Origin of the sequence: Frigoriflavimonas asaccharolytica, assembly GCF_013294015.1 — a bacterium.
Taxonomy (GTDB): Bacteria; Bacteroidota; Bacteroidia; order Flavobacteriales; family Weeksellaceae; genus Frigoriflavimonas; species Frigoriflavimonas asaccharolytica.
On sequence record NZ_JABSNO010000005.1, the window covers coordinates 131651 to 151189 of the forward strand.

General features: G+C 32.3%; 21 protein-coding genes and 1 pseudogene. 2 read left to right on the plus strand and 20 right to left on the minus strand.

From position 1 onward, the window contains the following. The 19 genes from HNQ03_RS04865 to HNQ03_RS04955 all read right to left on the minus strand — a co-directional run bounded on the left by HNQ03_RS04865 (position 1) and on the right by HNQ03_RS04955 (position 18122). Positions 1–210, minus strand: coding sequence for a hypothetical protein (locus HNQ03_RS04865; protein ID WP_173778541.1), 210 nt, complete (start codon positions 208–210; stop codon positions 1–3). A gap of 318 nt (positions 211–528) precedes the next feature. After that, positions 529–1476: an electron transfer flavoprotein subunit alpha/FixB family protein gene (locus HNQ03_RS04870; RefSeq protein WP_173778542.1), complete on the minus strand. Its 948-nt coding sequence runs from the start codon at positions 1474–1476 to the stop codon at positions 529–531. 146 nt (positions 1477–1622) lie between these two features. Then, on the minus strand, positions 1623–2369 hold the full coding sequence (locus HNQ03_RS04875) for an electron transfer flavoprotein subunit beta/FixA family protein (RefSeq protein WP_173778543.1): 747 nt from the start codon (positions 2367–2369) through the stop codon (positions 1623–1625). Positions 2370–2500: 131 nt separating this feature from the next. Beyond that, on the minus strand, positions 2501–3205 hold the full coding sequence (locus HNQ03_RS04880) for an SDR family oxidoreductase (protein WP_173778544.1): 705 nt from the start codon (positions 3203–3205) through the stop codon (positions 2501–2503). 139 nt (positions 3206–3344) lie between these two features. Continuing rightward, complete coding sequence (locus tag HNQ03_RS04885; RefSeq protein WP_173778545.1) at positions 3345–4640, minus strand: T9SS type A sorting domain-containing protein; 1296 nt, start codon at positions 4638–4640, stop codon at positions 3345–3347. 104 nt (positions 4641–4744) lie between these two features. Next, a complete protein-coding gene (locus HNQ03_RS04890; protein ID WP_173778546.1) occupies positions 4745–5770 on the minus strand; it encodes a T9SS type A sorting domain-containing protein in 1026 nt (341 codons plus the stop codon). Positions 5771–5855: 85 nt separating this feature from the next. Further along, positions 5856–7502: a T9SS type A sorting domain-containing protein gene (locus HNQ03_RS04895; protein WP_173778547.1), complete on the minus strand. Its 1647-nt coding sequence runs from the start codon at positions 7500–7502 to the stop codon at positions 5856–5858. 133 nt (positions 7503–7635) lie between these two features. Then, the gene (locus tag HNQ03_RS04900) at positions 7636–9024 is read right to left on the minus strand and encodes a dipeptidase (RefSeq protein ID WP_173778548.1); all 1389 of its coding nucleotides are present in this window, start codon (positions 9022–9024) and stop codon (positions 7636–7638) included. Between the two features lie 159 nt (positions 9025–9183). Then, a complete protein-coding gene (locus tag HNQ03_RS04905) occupies positions 9184–9849 on the minus strand; it encodes an OmpA family protein (RefSeq protein ID WP_173778549.1) in 666 nt (221 codons plus the stop codon). 153 nt (positions 9850–10002) lie between these two features. Then, the gene (locus HNQ03_RS04910; RefSeq protein WP_173778550.1) at positions 10003–11157 is read right to left on the minus strand and encodes an RsmD family RNA methyltransferase; all 1155 of its coding nucleotides are present in this window, start codon (positions 11155–11157) and stop codon (positions 10003–10005) included. A 183-nt stretch (positions 11158–11340) separates the two neighbouring features. Then, positions 11341–12498 carry a methylmalonyl-CoA mutase family protein gene (locus HNQ03_RS04915; protein ID WP_173778551.1) on the minus strand — a complete coding sequence of 386 codons (1158 nt, stop codon included), beginning with the start codon at positions 12496–12498 and terminating at the stop codon, positions 11341–11343. A 44-nt stretch (positions 12499–12542) separates the two neighbouring features. After that, positions 12543–12887, minus strand: coding sequence for an FtsB family cell division protein (locus HNQ03_RS04920; protein ID WP_173778552.1), 345 nt, complete (start codon positions 12885–12887; stop codon positions 12543–12545). Next, on the minus strand, positions 12887–13501 hold the full coding sequence (udk, locus tag HNQ03_RS04925) for a uridine kinase (protein WP_173778553.1): 615 nt from the start codon (positions 13499–13501) through the stop codon (positions 12887–12889). Before udk ends, HNQ03_RS04920 begins: the two co-directional genes overlap by 1 nt. A gap of 10 nt (positions 13502–13511) precedes the next feature. Next, entirely contained in the window at positions 13512–13820 is a 309-nt protein-coding gene (locus HNQ03_RS04930) for an ATP-dependent Clp protease adaptor ClpS (protein WP_173778554.1), read from the minus strand. Positions 13821–13829: 9 nt separating this feature from the next. Then, positions 13830–15188: a hemolysin family protein gene (locus tag HNQ03_RS04935; RefSeq protein ID WP_173778555.1), complete on the minus strand. Its 1359-nt coding sequence runs from the start codon at positions 15186–15188 to the stop codon at positions 13830–13832. Positions 15189–15277: 89 nt separating this feature from the next. Further along, positions 15278–15820 (minus strand): hypothetical protein, encoded by a 543-nt coding sequence (locus HNQ03_RS04940; protein WP_173778556.1) that lies wholly within the window; start codon positions 15818–15820, stop codon positions 15278–15280. A 9-nt stretch (positions 15821–15829) separates the two neighbouring features. Next, positions 15830–16831, minus strand: coding sequence for a LuxE/PaaK family acyltransferase (locus tag HNQ03_RS04945; RefSeq protein ID WP_226927427.1), 1002 nt, complete (start codon positions 16829–16831; stop codon positions 15830–15832). Beyond that, positions 16828–17610, minus strand: coding sequence for a UDP-2,3-diacylglucosamine diphosphatase (locus tag HNQ03_RS04950; RefSeq protein WP_194305155.1), 783 nt, complete (start codon positions 17608–17610; stop codon positions 16828–16830). The genes HNQ03_RS04945 and HNQ03_RS04950 overlap by 4 nt, the downstream gene beginning before the upstream one ends. A gap of 65 nt (positions 17611–17675) precedes the next feature. Beyond that, positions 17676–18122, minus strand: coding sequence for a 6-pyruvoyl trahydropterin synthase family protein (locus HNQ03_RS04955; protein WP_173778557.1), 447 nt, complete (start codon positions 18120–18122; stop codon positions 17676–17678). Between the two features lie 79 nt (positions 18123–18201). Here HNQ03_RS04955 and HNQ03_RS16170 point away from each other — a divergent pair. Beyond that, positions 18202–18258: pseudogene (locus tag HNQ03_RS16170) on the plus strand (hypothetical protein); the annotation flags it as partial. A gap of 126 nt (positions 18259–18384) precedes the next feature. Beyond that, complete coding sequence (locus HNQ03_RS04960) at positions 18385–18855, plus strand: ComF family protein (RefSeq protein WP_226927431.1); 471 nt, start codon at positions 18385–18387, stop codon at positions 18853–18855. Between the two features lie 6 nt (positions 18856–18861). On the opposite strand, the gene upp is transcribed toward HNQ03_RS04960, so the two are convergent. After that, on the minus strand, positions 18862–19512 hold the full coding sequence (gene upp / locus HNQ03_RS04965; protein WP_173778559.1) for a uracil phosphoribosyltransferase: 651 nt from the start codon (positions 19510–19512) through the stop codon (positions 18862–18864). Between the last annotated feature and the right edge of the window lie 27 nt (positions 19513–19539).

Here is a 19539-nt window from a genome sequence, read left to right on the forward strand (position 1 = left end):
TCACAAATATAAATTAATTTGTGGAATGTACAAGATTTGATGTTGATTAAAAGTGATGAATGATGGTTGATGGATGATGATTGATGGTTGATAGATGATGGATGATGGTTGATGGTTGATGGATGATGATTGATGGTTGATGGATGATGGATGATGGATGATGGATGATGGATAAAAGTAATTAAAGATTAAAATTTGGAAATTATTCAACAGGGATGATGTAAGAATACTATCATACCATTAGAAATACTTCTTGAGGCGGAATCTTACGGTAGAGTTTATTCAATTTTTATATCTTTTGAAATCTGTATAAGTGGAATATTTAGAATTTTCTAGCCCCGATAGAAACGGCATCCTTTTTTGCTTGGAGATTGCTTCGTACCTCGCAATGATCTTCGATAGCAAAAAAGATATAGTGGATAGCGGGATTAAGCTCCGAAAAAAAAGATATGAAATTTGATAAACCGATACTTTTACAACCAAAAAAACGCACCAAATTGATGCGTTTTAATTATTTTGATTGAAATATTATTGCTGAATAGCTTTAATTTTTTCCGTCAAAGCTGGGATTATTTGAAAAGCATCTCCTACTACTCCATAATCTGCAGATTTGAAGAAAGGCGCTTCTGGATCGCTATTGATAACTACAATTGTTTTGGAAGAATTGACTCCTGCCAAATGTTGTATCGCTCCAGATATACCAACTGCTACATATAGATTTGGTGAAATTGCTTTACCTGTTTGCCCTACGTGTTCTGAGTGAGGTCTCCAACCAATATCCGAAACTGGCTTGCTACAAGCTGTTGCAGCTCCTAAAACACCTGCTAAGTTTTCTATCATTCCCCAGTTTTCTGGGCCTTTCATCCCTCTTCCTGCAGATACTACAATTTCCGCTTCTTTCAAATCTAAAGCTGTGGAAGCTTGCTCATGAGAGATTACTTTGGTATCTTCGTTTGCTATCGTTAAATTTTTAATTTCTTCTGTACCAGAAACTGCATTTTCTTTGGCACCAAAGGAATTTTGGGAAACCGTGATGATTGCACCGTCGCCTTCTGCTTTTGCATGCATGAAACCTTTTCCAGAAAAAGAATTTCTTTTTACGGTAAGTGGCGACATATTTTCTGGAGATTCTACTACATTGGTGATCAAAGAAAATTCTTTTTGTATTGCCAACATTGGTGCAACCGAAGAAGCATCTGTAGTGTGAGGAAATACAATGATTTTGCCATCAAAAACTTCATTCACTGCATTTGCATATGCTTTTGCACTAAAATTTTTGAGACCTTCATCTTTGATATTTATTACGTTCGTTGCGCCATATTTGTACAAAGCGTCGGAAGAATCTGTAGGATTGATGGTGATTGCTGTTACGGTTTCACCACTTTTGTCTGCAATAGATTTTGCATAGGAAACTGCTTCAAAAGCAGCTTTTTTGTAGTGTCCGTTTATATTTTCTGCGTAAATAAATACTGCCATTTTTTTTTATTTTTAGTTTGAAATCAGAAATCCAAGGCTGGAAGTGCACATTTATATTCTGAAATCAATAAATTATTAATTATTAGAAAAATTATTAAATTTAATTTCAAATATCGAATTTTTAAATTCCAACATCTGAATTTTTTTTAAATTACTTTTGCTTCTTCGTGTAGCATTCTTACCAATTCGTCTAGATTGTCTGCTGCTACCATTTTCACGGCTGCTCTTGTAGGTACAGATTCAAAACTTACGGCATCTACTTTTGGAGAAACTGCGGAAGCTTCTACAACGTTCAACGCTTTTGATCTTGCCGTCATGATGCCTCTCATGTTTGGGATAATCAAATCTTTTTCTTCTACCAAACCTTTTTGTCCGGCTAGAACTGCAGGTAGTTTTACAGAAATTGTTTCTTTACCTCCATCAATTTCTCGAATTGCTGTTGCTTCTCCATTATTTATTTCTAAACCTACAGCAGCATTCACGAAAGGAAGATCTAGCAATTGCGCCAACATTCCTGGTACAGATCCTCCATTATAATCTAAAGATTCTTTACCACATAATATTAAATCGTAAGCACCATCTTTTGCAACTGCTGCGATTTCTTTGGCTGTTTGGTAACTGTCTTTTGGTTCTAAATTTACGCGGATTGCATCATTTGCACCAATTGCCAAAGATTTTCTAATCACTGGTTCTGTGGTTGCATCTCCAACATTGATAACAGTAACTATTGCTCCTGCAGATGCTTGCAATTGCACCGCTCTAGAAAGTGCAAACTCATCTAAAGGATTGATAACCCATTGAATTCCAGTTTTATCAAATGCAGAATGATCTGCCGTGAAATTTATTTTTGATGTAGTATCTGGCACACTACTTATGCAAACTAATATTTTCATGAATTTTTTTTTATGTTGCTAAATTACAAAATTTTCGTTATGCATGCATACTGATTTTTGTTTGTTTATTATTTATAGCATTTAACTTGTAGTCTTTAGACTTTGGCAAAAATCCTTTTTTTTTATGGTTTTTACTTTAAGTCAGGTCTCGTTGGTCTTACTTCTATTTTACTTGGCAATGTTCGTGGGTTCATTTTTAAAAGATCCAAAACTAAATTTCCAATATCTTCCGGTTGTATTTTCCAAGCGTCTTCTTCGTTTGGCGTGTGTCCATTGAAGTGCGACGAAACAGAACCTGGCATAATTGTGGAAATTTTAATGCCATATTTTCTTAAATCTACCATTGCAGCTTGCGTGAAACCGACAACTCCAAATTTTGATGCATTGTAGCCAGAGCCATTTTCGAAAAAATTGGTGCCTGCTAAACTCGATATAGAAATAAAATAACCTTCGGATTTTTTCAATTCTTCTACGGATGCTTTTAAAGAGTGAAAAACTCCCGTTAGATTTGTCTCAATCATCGCGTTCCATTCTTCAATTTCCATTTGATCTACCGGTTTGAAAAATCCCAAACCAGCATTAGCAATCACGCCATCTATTTTGCCAAATTTATCTATAATTTTAGAAACTGCATTTTTCTCATCTTCAAAATTTCTAACGTTTGAAGTAACTCCAAATACATCTGTAGATATTTTATTTAAATTCTCTACAGCTATATCTATATCACTTTGATCTCTCCCACTTATTGCGACTGCAAAATTATTTTTTAGTAAAACTTCTGCAATTCCGTAGCCAATGCCTTTGCTACCACCGGTGATGTATATTGTTTTTTTCATAAATGAAAGATAAGGAAAACTTACTAAATTTCAAATTGAAAGATAACATTTTCAGTGATTGACAATATCAATATTAAGTTTCATTAAACGCAACAACGCCTCTTGAAAAAGAGGCGTTGAAATTTTATTTTGACTAATGTTACTTTTTAATAAATTTCTCTGTAGATTTTCCTTTAGCAGTTTCAACAGATAATATGTAAGAACCAGCTTCTAATTCTTTTACATTTATTTTATTGTCTATCAATTCTGCATTTATTTTTCTACCTACCATATCAAATATTTCTACAGATTTAATTTTCTCATCTGTTTTAATATTCAAAATATCTGATGTTGGATTTGGAAAAATAGACATACCATTAGAAATTTGATTTTCTTTTGTAGCTAATAAAGCAGAAAGCTTATAAACTCCTCCAGCAAATGCACTTGTATTAAAACTTCCAGCCCAAACTGTTGCACTATTTAATGCACGAACACTTACATAACTGTTTGTATTTTCAATACTAGTCCAAGTAGTTCCTCCATTATAACTAATGCTTGATCCAGTTCCATTCCCTACAGCAATTAAAGTTCCAGTAGTTCCGGGTACATAAGTTATTGCATTTGTCTGAGTAAGTGTACTACCGGTAGTCCAAGTTGTTCCACCATCAATAGTTTTATAAACAACACCACTACTCGCTAAAATCCAACCATTGTTGGCATCTTTTATTGCAAATGTACCGCTTGATGCAGTTCCTCCAAAATCTGAAATTGGAGTTGAGACCACAGACCAAGTTGCACCTTTATTTGCAGTTTTGTAAAGTCTTCCTGTGGAAGTTCCAAACCATGCATTATCACCAGCATAAGCTTTACTATGTACATAGCCGTATTCATTAGCATTTTGAACTGCTGGTACAGAAGCTGAAGTTAATTTCGTCCAAGTTGTTCCACCATTAGAAGTAGTATAAATTTCAAAAAGTGTTCCAGTAGGATCACCTTGACAGAAGCCATTATTGGCATCAAAAAAATGGACAACATTTGGGAAAGATGCAGAAAGATTAAAAGTTGCAGTAGTTTGTTTTGCCCAATTTGCTCCACCATCAGTAGTTTTCCAAACACCACCTCCAGCTCCACCAGTTTCAGGTGTAGCTATCGTCCATGCTGTAGTTGCAGAAACCGCAGAAATATCTGAAATTAATAATGCAGAATTACCTAAATTAATTGCACCTGAAGTCCAACTTGTTCCAGAGTTTGATGTTTTTGTAAATGTTTGATAGTTGGCTGGCGTTGCAGAACCATCATAACCAACTCCCCATGCAGTTGTTGCATCTACAATACTTAAGTTATTAATACCAGTACTAGGAACAGTAAAGGCAGAATTTTGTTCGGTCCAAGAAACTTGCGCAGTAGCAACAGCAGTTGTAAAAACAACTGTACATAAAAGTATAATTTTTTTCATCGTTTATATTATTAGATTATTAGATTATTAGATTATTAGTAAATATACAAAAAAATTCGTCTCATAATAATATGAGACGAATTAAATATAAAATTAACTAAAATTTATTTTTTAATGAATTTCTCTGTAGAAGTTCCTTTTGCAGTTTCTATATTAATTAAGTAAGAACCAGTTTCTAGATTTCTTACATCTACTGAATTCTCTTTAACGCTAACGTCCATTTTTCTACCAGCCATATCAAAAATAGAGATAGCTTTTATTTTATCAGATGTTTCAATATTTAGAATATCGGATGTTGGATTTGGATACACATTAAAAGCAATTGTTGCTGCCTTTACATCTTGCGTTGATAATGCTTGAGCTAAAGTACTGTAAGTTACAAGTAAATTATCATAAGAATTTGAATTTGCAACCGTATTTGTATCAAGAGTTACATTATAAAAATCATGCTCTGTTGGTACTAAACTTGGGGAAAGCGTGTATGTAGTTCCTACTTGCGTTAAACCAAAACTATATGCTCCACCAGGATAACCAAAACCATATGAACCATCTGTACCATTATAATAATAATATACTTTTACCCACGTATTAGGTGCGAAAGTCTGCGTCCCCAAATTTGCCGTATAAAATGCAGCGGTTCCTGCAGTAGTACCAGAAGTAGGTGTAAGTCTAAGCAAACCTTTAAATGTTTGAGTAGCATAATCATAAGCAATACCTACAATACCATTTGTAGCATCAAACAAAGCAGATTGAGATCTTCCAGCTCCAGCAGCAGCTCCAGTATAAAATTCAAATTCCACTTTTATTGCATTATTAGTAAAAGTTGGAGTTGCGGTAATATCTTTCCAAGCAAAACGGTTGTTTGCATTGCTACCAGTTGCTGGTGGTGCTCCTGCGCCAGAAATCATTCTTAAAGATTTGCCATGCGCTGCATCAACTGTAGTTATTTGATAATCTGCAACAGTTCCATTGCCAGTATACCATCCATTTTGACCAGCAGTTGCTCCCGTAACATCTGTACCAAGATTTCCAGTTGTCAAACCATTGAAATTTTCAGAAATTACATTTTGAATTTGTGAAAAAGCTATTGTTGATGAAATAATAGCTAAAGAAAAGAAAACTTTTTTCATATTATAAATTATTAATTATAAACAAATATACAAAAAAAATCGTCTCATAATTAAATAAGACGATCAATCATTAAAAATATAAAATTTATTTTTTTATAAATTTTTCCGTAGAAATTCCTTTTGTAGTTTCTACAGAAATTAAGTAACCACCAGCGTCTAGATTTTTAACATCTATCTTGCTATCAAGTATTTTCACATCCATTTTTCTACCTGCCATATCAAATATTGTTACAGATTTTATTTTACCATCTGTTTTTATATTTAAAACATCTGATGTAGGATTAGGATAGATAGAAAATAAATCTTCTGCGCTTACTTCATTGGTAGACAATGTACTATTAATTGCAAAAGTATCAAATATCAAAGCAGTTGTATTTGTAGCTCCAGTTGCAACAGGAGTTTCATTGCTAAAAATTAAATAATAAGTTCCCGTTGTAGGTACTGTAAACGTAGATGTTTGCATTACATGAGTTACACCATTTACAGTAATTGCAGTTCCAATCTGAGTAGCACCAGTTAAACTTCTGGTGGTGTTTCTATAGACTTTCAAAAGCATTGGAGATACTGTCCCAGGAACACCAGTAGAAACATCAAAAGCGTATGCTCTTGTGTAATAGGTAGCTGTATTAGAATTGTTTGCGAATAAATTAACAGGTCTACTATACATCTGCTGGCTAGTAGCGGCAGTTGTAGAATTATTAGAGTAGAAAAAACCATCTGGAGTTTGAGAAACGGTAATAGCAGGACTATCTACAGCAATACTCCATCCAGTAGTTCCTACAAAACCATCTGATCTATTATTAGCTGTATCAAAGTTATTAGCATAAGGTGGAGTTTTAATTAAAAAAACGTTATATGCACCTAACCAAGCACTTTGAGAAGCTCCACAATTAGATCTTAAATAAAAACTCAAATTTGAACCTACAGCTTGTGCAGGAAAAGTATAAGTAGTACCAGAAACAGAAACTGTAGTTCCTGATCCTTGTGTAAATCCTATAGGTCCATATTCTAAATCATAAGTTGGTGGATTTCCATTAGCAGCAGTCCACGTTAAAGTTGCGGTTGTATTGGTTACAGTAGATGCATCTATATTTGTAGGAGACGCGCATGAAACCAAGGTTGCTAAGTAGGTTTGTGGTCTAAAATTTGAAGCTGCTGTAGTTGTAGGCATTGCAATAGTACTTTGCGCACTTTTCAGCCCATTGGTAATTGAGGTAGTACATGCTGCGACATTTGACACTGTAGGTAATGTGCCAGATACATTTTCATACTCAAAAGCCACATACAATCCGCCACCAGTATATGTAAAAGTGCTTCCACCAGTAAATGCATGATTCACTTGTCCAGTGGTTGCAGGAATAGTGACGGAACCATTGCTGGATTGCGTCATCCCAGCAAGTGAAGTTGCCCAGTCTGTACTTTTATTATTTGCAACATCTGTAGTATTTTGCAAATACACTTTAAAATTTCCTGTTGTAGCAAGATTTTGTGCAGTACTGTAATTGAAACCAATACCATTGATGGTATTTCCGCTCACTAAACCAGAAGATGTCATTTCTGCAGCAGTAATCACATAGACGGTTCTAGAATATCTAATAGTACCTTGCGGCGCTCTAGAGTTTCCAGAAGTTGAACCATTGGCATCCAATGCCAAATTATATTGCAAAACTTGCGCAGGCAAAATACCCGAAAAAAGAATCGCAAAAACTAAAAGAAGTAGATTTTTTTTCATACTAAACATTTTTTTTTGTTAAACAAATGTAAACATTAATTTGAATTGTACAAGCAAAAAAAAAGAGCCCAATATGTTAAAATTTTAGGCTCTTTTTTCTTATTTAAAAATATACTTTTAGAAGATTCTATTTTTATTTTTTCATCTTCGCATAGTTTTCAAAAAACAAGGGGATGCTTTCAATTCCTTTGTAAAAATTAAACAAACCATAGTGCTCATTTGGAGAATGAATGGCATCAGAATCCAAACCGAAGCCCATTAAAACAGATTTTGCTCCCAAAATCTCTTCAAACATTGCGGTGATTGGAATACTTCCTCCACTTCTATAAGGCAAAACTTCTTTGCCAAAGGCAGTTTCCATTGCTTGTTTTGCTGCCACAAACTCATTGGTTTCGCTCGGCAAAACATATGGCATTCCACCGTGATGTGGCGTTACCTTTATTTTCACATTGCTTGGTGCAATTTTTTCAAAATATTTTGTAAATTTTTCTGTGATTTCTTCGGGAGTTTGATACGGAACCAAACGCATAGAAATTTTTGCAAAAGCTTTGGATGGAATTACCGTCTTTGCTCCTTCTCCTGTATAACCTCCCCAAATTCCGTTTACATCTAATGTTGGGCGAATGGAAGTTCTCTCCAAAGTGGTATAGCCATGCTCTCCTTCTACTCCATTTAAGCCAATAGAATTTTTGAAAACCTCTGGATCATCTTTCAGTTTATTCATTTCTGCACGTTCTTCTGTAGAAATGGTGTCTACATTATCATAAAAACCATCTATGGTTATATGTCCTTGATCATCTATCAAACCAGCAATCATTCTGCTTAATACATGAATAGGATTAGGAACAGCACCTCCATATAGACCAGAATGCAAATCTCTATTCGGACCTTCTACTTCTACTTCTACATAACTTAAACCGCGTAAACCTGTAGTTACCGTTGGTTGTTCATTGGAATAAATATGAGTATCTGAAATAAGAATACAATCGCATTTTAATTTCTCTGTGTTTTGCTTCACCCAATCTCCTAGATTTTTGGAACCTACTTCTTCTTCACCTTCCAAAATTATTTTCACATTACAAGGTAGATTTCCCGTTTTCAGCATCGCTTCTAAAGCTTTGACATGCATGAAAAACTGTCCTTTATCATCTGCACTTCCTCTTGCGAAGATGGCTCCGTCTGGATGATTTTCTGTCTTTTCTATATAAGGTTCAAAAGGTGGTTTTGTCCAAAGTTCTAATGGATCTGGTGGTTGCACATCATAATGACCATAAACCAAAACTGTAGGTAAATCTGCCGAAATAAATTTGTCTGCATACACGATGGGATTTCCCGGTGTTTCACAAATTTCTACATTTTCTACATCCGCTTGTTTTAGAAATTCTGCACAAAGTTCTGCACATTCTAGCAAATCTTTTTTGTAGGCCAAATCTGCCGAAATTGAAGGTATTCTCAATAGTTGAAAAAGCTCATCTACAAATCTTTGTTTATTTTGTTCTATGTATTGTAAGGTTTCTTGCATATATTTTTTTTTAAATGATTTATTATTAATGGATTAAAAAATTGAAGTTGAAGTAGTTGTTTGTAATAAAATTCAGACACTAATTTAGCAAAATTAAATCGACAAAAAAAATGTCTCGCAAAAAGCAAGACATTTTTTTAAATATTATATTGTAGCATTTTATTTTGCAAATCTTACAGCCATTTTTCTATCTACAGCTCTTTCTGCATCTGTAGCTGTTGCTGCTACTTTCGCGAACTTGCTTCCGTAACCTTCTGCACCTAAAACTTGCGCGCCAACTCCCATTTTCGATAATTCAGATTTTACAAAATCTGCTCTTTGTTGGGAAATTTTTGTATTCACAGCTTCGTCACCAGTTTTATCTGTATAACCTCCAATTTTTATTTTTGCATCTGGATAAGCTTTCAAGATTTGTGCAAGATTTTTCAATTGACCTTCAGAACCTTCAAGCAGTTGATTAGAAGATCCCATTTTGAAATTTACTTGATCAAAACTATACCAAGTTTCTTTTAAAGCTGCATCATCTGTAGCGTTTTTGTAGCCATCTTTAGAAAGGAACATCGCCATAGATTCTTCTAGACCTCCTTTGTTTCCTTTTAATTTTGCACCATTTACTTCAACATCTACCATTTCTGCAGCGTGAGTTCCACCTTCAGCATGATTTTCTGCTCCTTCTGAATGAGATGCACCACCTTCTCTCTGAATATTCGTCCAATGATCTGGCGCTGCTTCCATCTGTAAAACACCCAAATTTCCGCCAGCTGGTGGTTTTTTGCAGGATACCAAAAATAGAACTGTTGCACCAAGAAGGATGTATTTTTTCATATGTAATTTTTTAATTTTTTATTTATCTAAACGTTATCACCAAATCTTAATCTCTGTTTGATTGAATATTTGTTTGTCGTGAATACGTTCTCAAAATTTAATTTTGTAAAAATAAGAAATATTGCCCTTTGCTACAAGATATTTTATAAAATTTTAAATGCTTTGCAAAATTATTTTTCCAGAATTAGATTGAGAAAAAATTAAATATCCAATTCCGCCTTGTTTTATCTTATATTTTTTTTCGATTTCTGCTGTAGATAGCGGATAATTTTTAGAAATAATATTCCATTGTTCAGATTTTCTAATTTCTTTGGAAGAAATAATTTTCATTTCTAAAATTCTACCGGGAAAATTTTCTACTAAATTTTCTGAAGTATATAATTGTGTGTTCGGATGTAATTTTGAAATCGCAAATTTTTCTGTTAATAAATTAAATGCGCCACTTTTTAAAATGGAATTATTTGGTATATAAAGATACTTTTGAAAATCAGAAAAAACTGGATCTGCAGCTTTTTCACCACCAAATATAAAGTGAAAATCACTTTCGCCTGATTCTAAATTGACACAAAAAACTTCTATTTCATTACAAACATGAAATTTAGATTGATGAACAAGCACTTCTTTCACCTCATTTTTCAGCGCTATAATGTCTATTCTACTTATGTTTTTCAAAACTGAAACCAAGTAAGATAAATCTATCATTGGTGATAATTTTGTAATGACCAAATTCCCCTTTTCTAGCAGAGAATCTTGAATTTCCAAGATATTGGGCGACAAATCTTCAAGTAGAAATACTTTCTTCTTTTCCAAACTTCGCCGTGCTGGATCTAAATAAATAACATCGTAATTTTCTGTGTTCGTATTGATAAAATTTTCTAATTCCTCATTAATAAAATTTGCTTTTCTTCCAAGAATGTGCCAATTGTGCGCTACAATTTCTAATAAATCTTCATTCCTTTCTACCAAAGTTACATGCTGAAAATTTTTTGATAAGAAATAGGCATCAATTCCAAAGCCACAGGTTAAATCTAAAAATTTGTCTCCTTTTAATAATTTAGATTTATATTCTGCGGTATAAATAGATGATGTTTGCTCCAAATTAATATTTGGTGGAAATACAATTCCATCTTTTAGAAGAAATGGAAATTTTTTCTCGGCTACGTTTCTACCTTTTATTTGCTGCGCCAATTCTTGAATGGAAAAATCTAAAAAAGGCGATTTTTTTAATAGAAAAGAATGCAAATCTACTTTCAGATTGGCATTGATGAATTTTGAAAATTCTGGCGTAAAAAATTTTTGAAAATTCATAATTAACGCTTGCTAAAGATTTTTAAACATGAACTGCAAAAAATATGGGCTTAAAAATACAAGTCGCAAAAATATTTACCTTCTTTTTAAACTTGCCTTTTTTGATTGGTTAAAAATATTTAAAATAATCAAAAACATTAATTTTTTACGGCAGGGAAAATTTAAGTTCAAATTGAAATTAAACTATTCATAAATTTCCGACCAACGTACAGCTTTCAAGTTTTCGGTTTGGTACAAATCTTCTACAGATTTTATAGTTTCTTTTTTTGGATAAATATTGAAACCTACTAATTTTATTTTGCCTTCTTCTACCCAAAGATGTTCGGATTTTGCGTGCGCAAGAATTTCTACTTTTAAATTCTGATAGTAGCAAGAATAGCCTCCTTCTTTTTCTATTTGTATAAATTTTTTCCAGGATTTCTCTGCAAATTGTTGGGTGCAGTCTTCTATAAAGTAACTACCATTTGCAGCATCATCAAATACATTTACGATGCTTTCATAGGCCAAAACGATTTGCTGCTTGAAGGAAATTTCTTCAGATAGATCTGTATTATTTTCTATGCGAAAATCGTTGGAAAAAACTGCATCTGCACCACCAATCATGGCAGAAGAAATTTCTAGTGTGGAACGGATAAGATTGTTTTCTGCATCACTTTTAGTTTTATTTCTGATAGATGTTTCTGCAAAAATAAAAGGGATTTCATTTAAATTGTATTCTTTAGAAAGCTGATTGAATAATAATTTCAAAGCTCTAATCTTCGCAATTTCAAATAAATAATTGGAACCAACAGCAATTTTAAAAATTAATTTATTGAAGATTCCTGTACCAAAATTCTCTACTAACTCTTTGCATTTAGACAAAGCTATTGCCAATTGTTGAACGATTGATGCTCCACAATTTTGTGTAAATGATACATCAATACAGATATTTCTCTTAAAATCTTTCGCAAGAAGTTCTTTTGCTAATTGCACGTTCAAAACTCCATTTTCGATTTCAAAAACATCAACTAACGAATAATATTTGTTATCATCTTCCAGTTTGATGTGCTCTGCAAGATCTTTATTATTAATAAAAATACTTTTATCCGATAAAAATTCTACATTTTCTTCTAATAAAAATGCCAGCACATCTTCTTCTAAATTTTGATGATATTTTGAAACCAAATAGGTACTTTCTGCTACTTTCGGCAGATTTTGCATCGGATATTCAATTTGATCTTGAAAAGGGTGAATTTCTACACCTTCCAAATTTTCAGCATTTAAAACACTGTAAATATCTTCAGTTTTCAATTGTTTTTTTACAAGATTTTCCCAATCTAAAAGTGTGTTTTCCTGGAACATAATTTAAATATTTTTAATAAAATTTTGACTCCTGACTTTATAAATTACTTAATATTTGCACTGTCTACCACCAAGATAAAAATTTCTTCGTTTGGTTTTTTCATGAAATAATTTTCGCGGGCAAATTTTTCTTTCTCATCTTTGTTATTCATCAATTTTTTGTAGAAAGCATCGTTTTTTTCGTATTCTGTTTTGTAGAAATCGAGTTGTTTTTCGTACTTATTTATTTCTTTATTCATTTCATTGATAACGAGAAAAGAGGTACTATCAAAAAATATCATCCACACTAGAAATGCGGTGATTGCTATGAGATATTTATTTAAAAAATAGGTTTTAAAAAATTTCCAACCAGGGTTTATTTTTTTTATATCCTTTATTAATTCTTTCATTAATGAGACTTTAAAGAATTATTAATCACCGTTGTGAGAAAATCTATAGCCACATTATTTTGTTTCATGTTGGGAACTATTAGATCTGCTTCATTCTTAGAAGGTTCTATAAATTCTTGATGCATCGGCTTCAACGTGGTTTGGTATCTGTGCAAAACCTCATTCAAATCTCTACCTCTTTCTTGCGTATCTCGGCGAATTCTACGGATCAATCTTTCGTCAGAATCTGCGTGTACGAATACTTTTAGATTAAATTCTTTCAACAATTCTTTGTGCGTCAAGACCAAAATACCTTCCACAATCAAAACATCTTTTGGTTCTATATGGTTGTAATCTCCCGTTCTAGAATGCGTCACAAAACTATAAATAGGTTGACTTACAGCTTTTTTAGCTTTTAAATCTCGCACATGCTCTATCAATAATTCAAAATCTATAGATTTAGGATGGTCGTAGTTTAAGGCTTCTCTTTCAATTAATGTCAATTGGGAATTATCATGATAATAATTATCTTGAGAAATAATATTTAAACCTTTCAAATCAAGTTGTTGTACTATTTTTTCTACAACGGTAGTTTTTCCAGATCCTGTTCCTCCAGCTATTCCTATTACAAGCATTTTATATATTTTAAAAAATTTCTGACGTCAAACTTTTGGACAATAATTTTTCATGCATTGGCAAAAGTACATCCATACTTGCAGATTTCACAGTGCATTTTCCTTTGTAATGAATGAGCATCGTGCATTGTTCTGCTTGTTCCAAAGTATGTTTACACACTTCTATCAAGCTATCTATCACATAATCAAAGGTATGAATATCGTCATTATAAACCACTAATTTTTTATTTAATCCAGTATCTTCTAAAACGAGAACATCTTCCTCATATTCTCTACTAGGATTTTCGTAATTTTTGAGCGTATTTTTTAAAAAATTCATTACTTTAATTTAAATATCAGCATTTTCTGCGGAAACATCATCCAAATCAATTGGTTGTTTGTTGTATACCAACTCAACCAACTCCACACTTCTATTATTCATTCTCAAAATTTTGAAATGATAGTTAGAATGTTCAAACTCTTGATTTTCTTCGGGAATATCTTCCAGCTGATTCAATATAAAACCCGCTAAAGTATTGTACTCTGCATCTTCTAAAAGTGGCACTGGCAAAAATTCATTTATTTCTTCCAAAGGTTGTGTAGCCTGTACCCAAAAAATATTTTCTGCAACTTGATCTACAATATTTTCCTCATCATCTTCCTCATCCTGAATTTCCCCTACCAATTCTTCCAAAATATCTTCCAAAGTTATGATGCCTTCTGTTCCACCAAATTCATCAATTACAACTGCCAAATGCTGCTTTTTTTGCTGAAACATTTTTAAAAGATCAGATATTTTTTTACTTCCAACTACAAAAAATGGCTCTCGCATCAATTCTCTAAGATCTTCATGAGAAAGCGCCCCTTTTCTTTTTACAAATTCTCGGATGATTTCTTTTGTGTACAAAATACCTTTAATATCGTCTATAGAATTTTCATAAACTGGAATTCTAGAATAGCCGCTTTCCATGATGGTTTCTATCAATTCATCAATAGGATCATCGAGATCTAAAGATAAAATATTTTGACGAGGTACCATTATTTGCTTTGCAGAATGATCTGTAAAATCAAAAGCATTTTTAATGATTTCATAATTTTCCTCTTGTATTTCACCAGAATCCGCAGATTGTTTTACCAAAAGCTGCAACTCTTCTGTAGAGTGTATTTCATGATCAGAAACAGGGTGAATTTTTATTAATTTTAAAAATGCATTAGAAATTGCATTCATGGACCAAATAAATGGTTTAAAAATATTAAAAAATAACCTTAAAGGCGTTGCAATAAACATTGTAGTTGGCTCTGCCTTTCTAATAGCGATAGATTTTGGCACCAATTCTCCAAAAACAATATGCATAACCGTAATAATAAGAAAGCTTAATACCAAAGAAACTGTGGTAATAGTTGCTTCTGCAATTTCCAAATTAAATTGCACAAAAATACCTTCTATTATATGATGAAGAGCACTTTCTCCCACGAAACCCAAACCAAGTGAAGCCAACGTAATACCCAATTGTGTGGCAGATAGATAAGAATCTAAATTTTTGATAATATGCTCTGCTTGCTTTGCCATTTTGTGGCCTTCTGCAGCTTTTATCTGAATTTGAGAATATCTTACTTTAACTATTGAAAATTCTGCGGCTACGAAAAAGCCATTTAAAAGCACTAAAAACAATGCTAAAAGTAGTTTGAATAAACTGTCCGAATCCATTTATGTATTTAAAATTATAATTTACAAATATACAGATAATTTCTATATATTTTTTCTGATAGTATAATTTAAAATATGAAAAAAAAATGCTATTTCTTCTGAAATTCTTGCATCTTAAAGATCAATTCTTCTGATTTTCCTTTTAGTTGAAATTTTTTAAACAGCAAATTCCGAGCAAGAATTCTAGTAAAGGCACCTTTATCTACCAATTTCCAGTAAGAATCTTCATGTATTTTCGCAGGTTTTCTAATTTCATAAAATGTAGTTTCCCAAGAATCTGGATTGTGATAAAATTCTATAATGCCGCAATGTTTTGGTATCGTCTCCGCTTCTACCATTCCCATTGGAAATAAAAAACTAAAATGATTGCAAACATAATCTCCACAAGAAATCTTGTCGTGTTTCAAGAATTTTTCTCCTGATTGCTGATTGGTGTAAGATTTTTTAAAATCATTTTTAAAATCTGCTTTCGATAATTTAATCTCAATTTCGTGACTAAAGCCATCATTATTAATCATCAAAATATCTGCTTCCCAATCTGTATGAAAATGATTGATCAAGGCGATATTACATTCAAAATCGCAGAATTTTTGCAAAAAAGCGTGCGTTAATTCTTCTACTTTTATTTTCATTAATAAATTTTAAGATACCAAAAGACTACAACCTCGTATATCCGAATAATCAATTCTTCCTAGCACAGAAAAAAATTCTTTATCATTTGTACGTTCAATTTTACCCAAATCTTGTGTTGCAAGAAAACTGCAAGAATGCAAATTTGCAAGATCAATAATATTGATAGCTCCAGTTTTTCCTGTTTCTACATATTGAAAAGGATCTTCTGTATTTCTTATCAAAATGCGCATCCAATTTGGTGTTTGGTATAAATTTTTTCCCAAAGAATAGGCTTGAGATAGCAACTCCGTCATAGAATATTCTGAAAAAATTTGATTAGTATTGAAACCATTTCTAAAGATTTTTAGAAGTTCATCTTTTGTTATTTCTTCTTTTCTACCTTTCATGCCACCAGTTTCTATGATGGTTAATTGTTCATTTTTTATCACAAAATTTTCTTCTTTTACAAAATCTAAGAAATCTAAAAGAGCAAAAGACACACCGAACAAAAGTATTTTTTTATGGTTTAAATTATTCAACAAATGAAAAAGTTCTTGATGATTATATAGAAAATAATCATTTTCTTTTTGTCCAGAATCTTGCATCAAAAAATCTACCATATATATTAAGGAAGAATTTTTATTTTCAGAATAATTAGGTAGCAAACCGAGTATCACATAATCTTTCGGTTCGCCAATAAATTCTTTGAAACTTTCTACAATGCTTTTTTTATACAAATCTTCATCTGCAATCCAATGTTTAGACCGGTTGATTTGTGTGGTGCCAGAACTTTGGAAAAATAATTCTGTTTGAAAATCTTTATCTAAAACTTGATGATTTTTAAAAATTTCTATCGGCAAAAAAGGAATTTCTTCAATTTTTTGAATTTTGGAAACATCTCTTCCTAAAAAATCTACAAACTTTTTATAAACTTCAACATTTTGATATTGGTAGCGAAAAACTTCCAAGCATTTTTCCTGGAAAATTCCTTCTGATTTTATGTTGAAAACATCCTTTAATTCTGGCATCATTTTTCAAAACTTTTCAAGTCAAAATTTTCACCGTCAAAAACGCCATAAGTAAAATAGGAAATCCAATCTCCCAAATTGATATATTTCGCTTTTCCATTTTCTAAATCTAAAACCATAGGCAAATGGCGATGACCATAAATAAAGAAATCAATTTTCTCAGTTTTAAGTTTTTCTTTAGAATAAATAATTAAAAACTCTTTATCTTCTCCCAAAAATTCTTGGTCTTCTTCTCCAGAAATCATTTTATTTTTCTGTGAAAAGTAGAGCGCCATTTTCATAGAAATATCTGGATGCAACCATTTAAAAAACCATTGTGCAATTGGATTTGTAAAGAGTTTTTTCATTCTTTTATATCCAATGTCTCCTGGACCAAGTCCATCTCCGTGTGCTAATAAGAATTGCTTTTCATTAACCTCAAAATATTGCTTTTCAAAAAATACTTTTGCGCCAATTTCTTCTTCCAGATAAGATTTCATCCAAAGATCATGATTTCCCACGAAAAAATAAATATCAATTCCGGCATCTTTCAATTCTGCCAATTTTCCTAAAACCCTCACATATCCCTTTGGAATTACGTGATTCCATTCGTGCCAAAAATCAAACAAATCTCCCATCAAAAATAAAACTTGTGCATCATTTTTAATTTCAGAAAGCCAACGGATAAATTTCTCTTCCCGCACTTTACTTTCAGCAACAGATGGCGCACCAAAATGCTGATCAGATGCGAAGTAGATCTTTTTGTTCTTGTCAAGTTTAATTATGGTTTGATTTGGTTTCAAATTGTTTTAGGATGTTTAATTTTGATTTTAATATTTAAAAATTGGTAGATTGTTATATTTTCAAATTAAACTTGATCTTCAGCAAACCATTCTCCATAAGAATTTTCGGTTTCGTGAAGTTTTAAATAAGATAATACTACTTGTTTTGGCAAATGTATTTTAATTTTTTCTGCTATATCGTACAACATATTTTCACAGGTTGGTTGGTAATTACAAAAAATGACTTTATGCCCTTCTTTTTCTAAATTTTCGCCCAAACTTCTGTGAGGGGAATTTCCGTTGACCATCACCGCATGATCCCACTGATCTACTACTTGATCTTTTACAATTTTTTTTATGTCGCCAAAATCTATCACCATTCCATTTTTCACGTCGTCTATATCATCAATAGGTTTTCCTTTGATGCTGACAAATAATTTGTAGGAATGACCGTGCATATTTTTGCATTTTCCATCATAATTGTATAGAACATGCGCGGTTTCAAATGTGAAAATTTTAGTAATTCTTATCATTTTGCAAAGGTAATATAATTTGAGTTTGAAATATTTTGAAAAAATGAAAAAATACTGTTAATATTTTTTATCTTTATATATGATTCTAGATTTAATTTTCCCAAATCGTTGCTTGCAATGCAATAGAATTGTACCATGTGAATCCTTGGTTTGCAATATATGCTTTGAAGATATTCAGTTTTTTCATTTTAATTTCGTGAAGGAAAACAGTTTTAAAGAGCGTTGCAATTTGCTTTTTCCTCTAGAAAATGCTTTTACCTTAATGGAATTTCAAGACAAAAGTTTAAGCAGGAAAATAATTCATCAATTAAAATATAGCAGCAGGGAAAATGTTGGCAAAAGCCTTGCAGATTGGACTATTGAGCGCATCAATTTTAATGACTATCATTTTGATTTGATAATTTCTGTACCACTACATTCTAAAAAAGAACGAGAGCGAGGCTACAATCAATTGCATTTGTATGCAAATATCTTGGCTAAACATTTAAAAATTGAGCATCATTGTAAAGACGTCATCAGAAAATTTTACAAAAAATCTCAAACTTTTAAAACCAAAAAAGGCCGCGGAGATATAGAAAATAATTTTGAATTGAATGCCAATCTAATCGGCAAACACGTTTTAATTATTGATGATGTTTATACTACCGGAAATACGATGAGCCAAGTTGCCTGGGAAATTTTGAAAGAACCAACTAACAAAGTGAGCGTTTTGGTGATGGCGGTAGATGTTTAGATGATTTTATCTTTGCAATTTTTCTCCGTAAGATAAATCTCCTGCGTCGCCTAAACCTGGGGAAATATATCCTTTGTCTGTCAATTTTTCATCTATAACTCCTACCCAAATTTTCGCTTCTGGATATGCATTTTGGATAGTATCTACGCCAATTTTGCTCGCAATTGCGGCTACTATATGCAATTCTGTAGGTTTTCCATGATTCAACAAATCTTTGATGGCTTCTATCAAACTTGCGCCCGTTGCAAGCATTGGATCTGCAACAATTAAAGGTCTGCCATTCAAATCTGGACAAGTAAGATAATCTTGTTTGATGCTGAAATAATCGTTGGCATCGTGTTTTCTGTAGGCTGCTACAAAACCACAATCTGCTTTATCAAAATAATTTAAAAGACCTTGAAACAATGGAACTCCAGCTCTTAATATTGTAGTAATTACTGGCTGTACAGCAATTTCTTGAGATAATATTTTGTCTAAAGGAGTTGTAATTTCTACCGTTTTCTGCTCCAATGTTTTACTAATTTCAAATGCAGCAATTTCGCCGATACGTTCCATATTTCTACGAAACTTAAGACGATCATTTTGGATATCTACATTTCTTAAATCGTTGATCCAAGAATTGACAAGGGAAAAATTATGTGATAAAACTGTAATCATTAAATGTTTATTTTAAAACCACAAAAG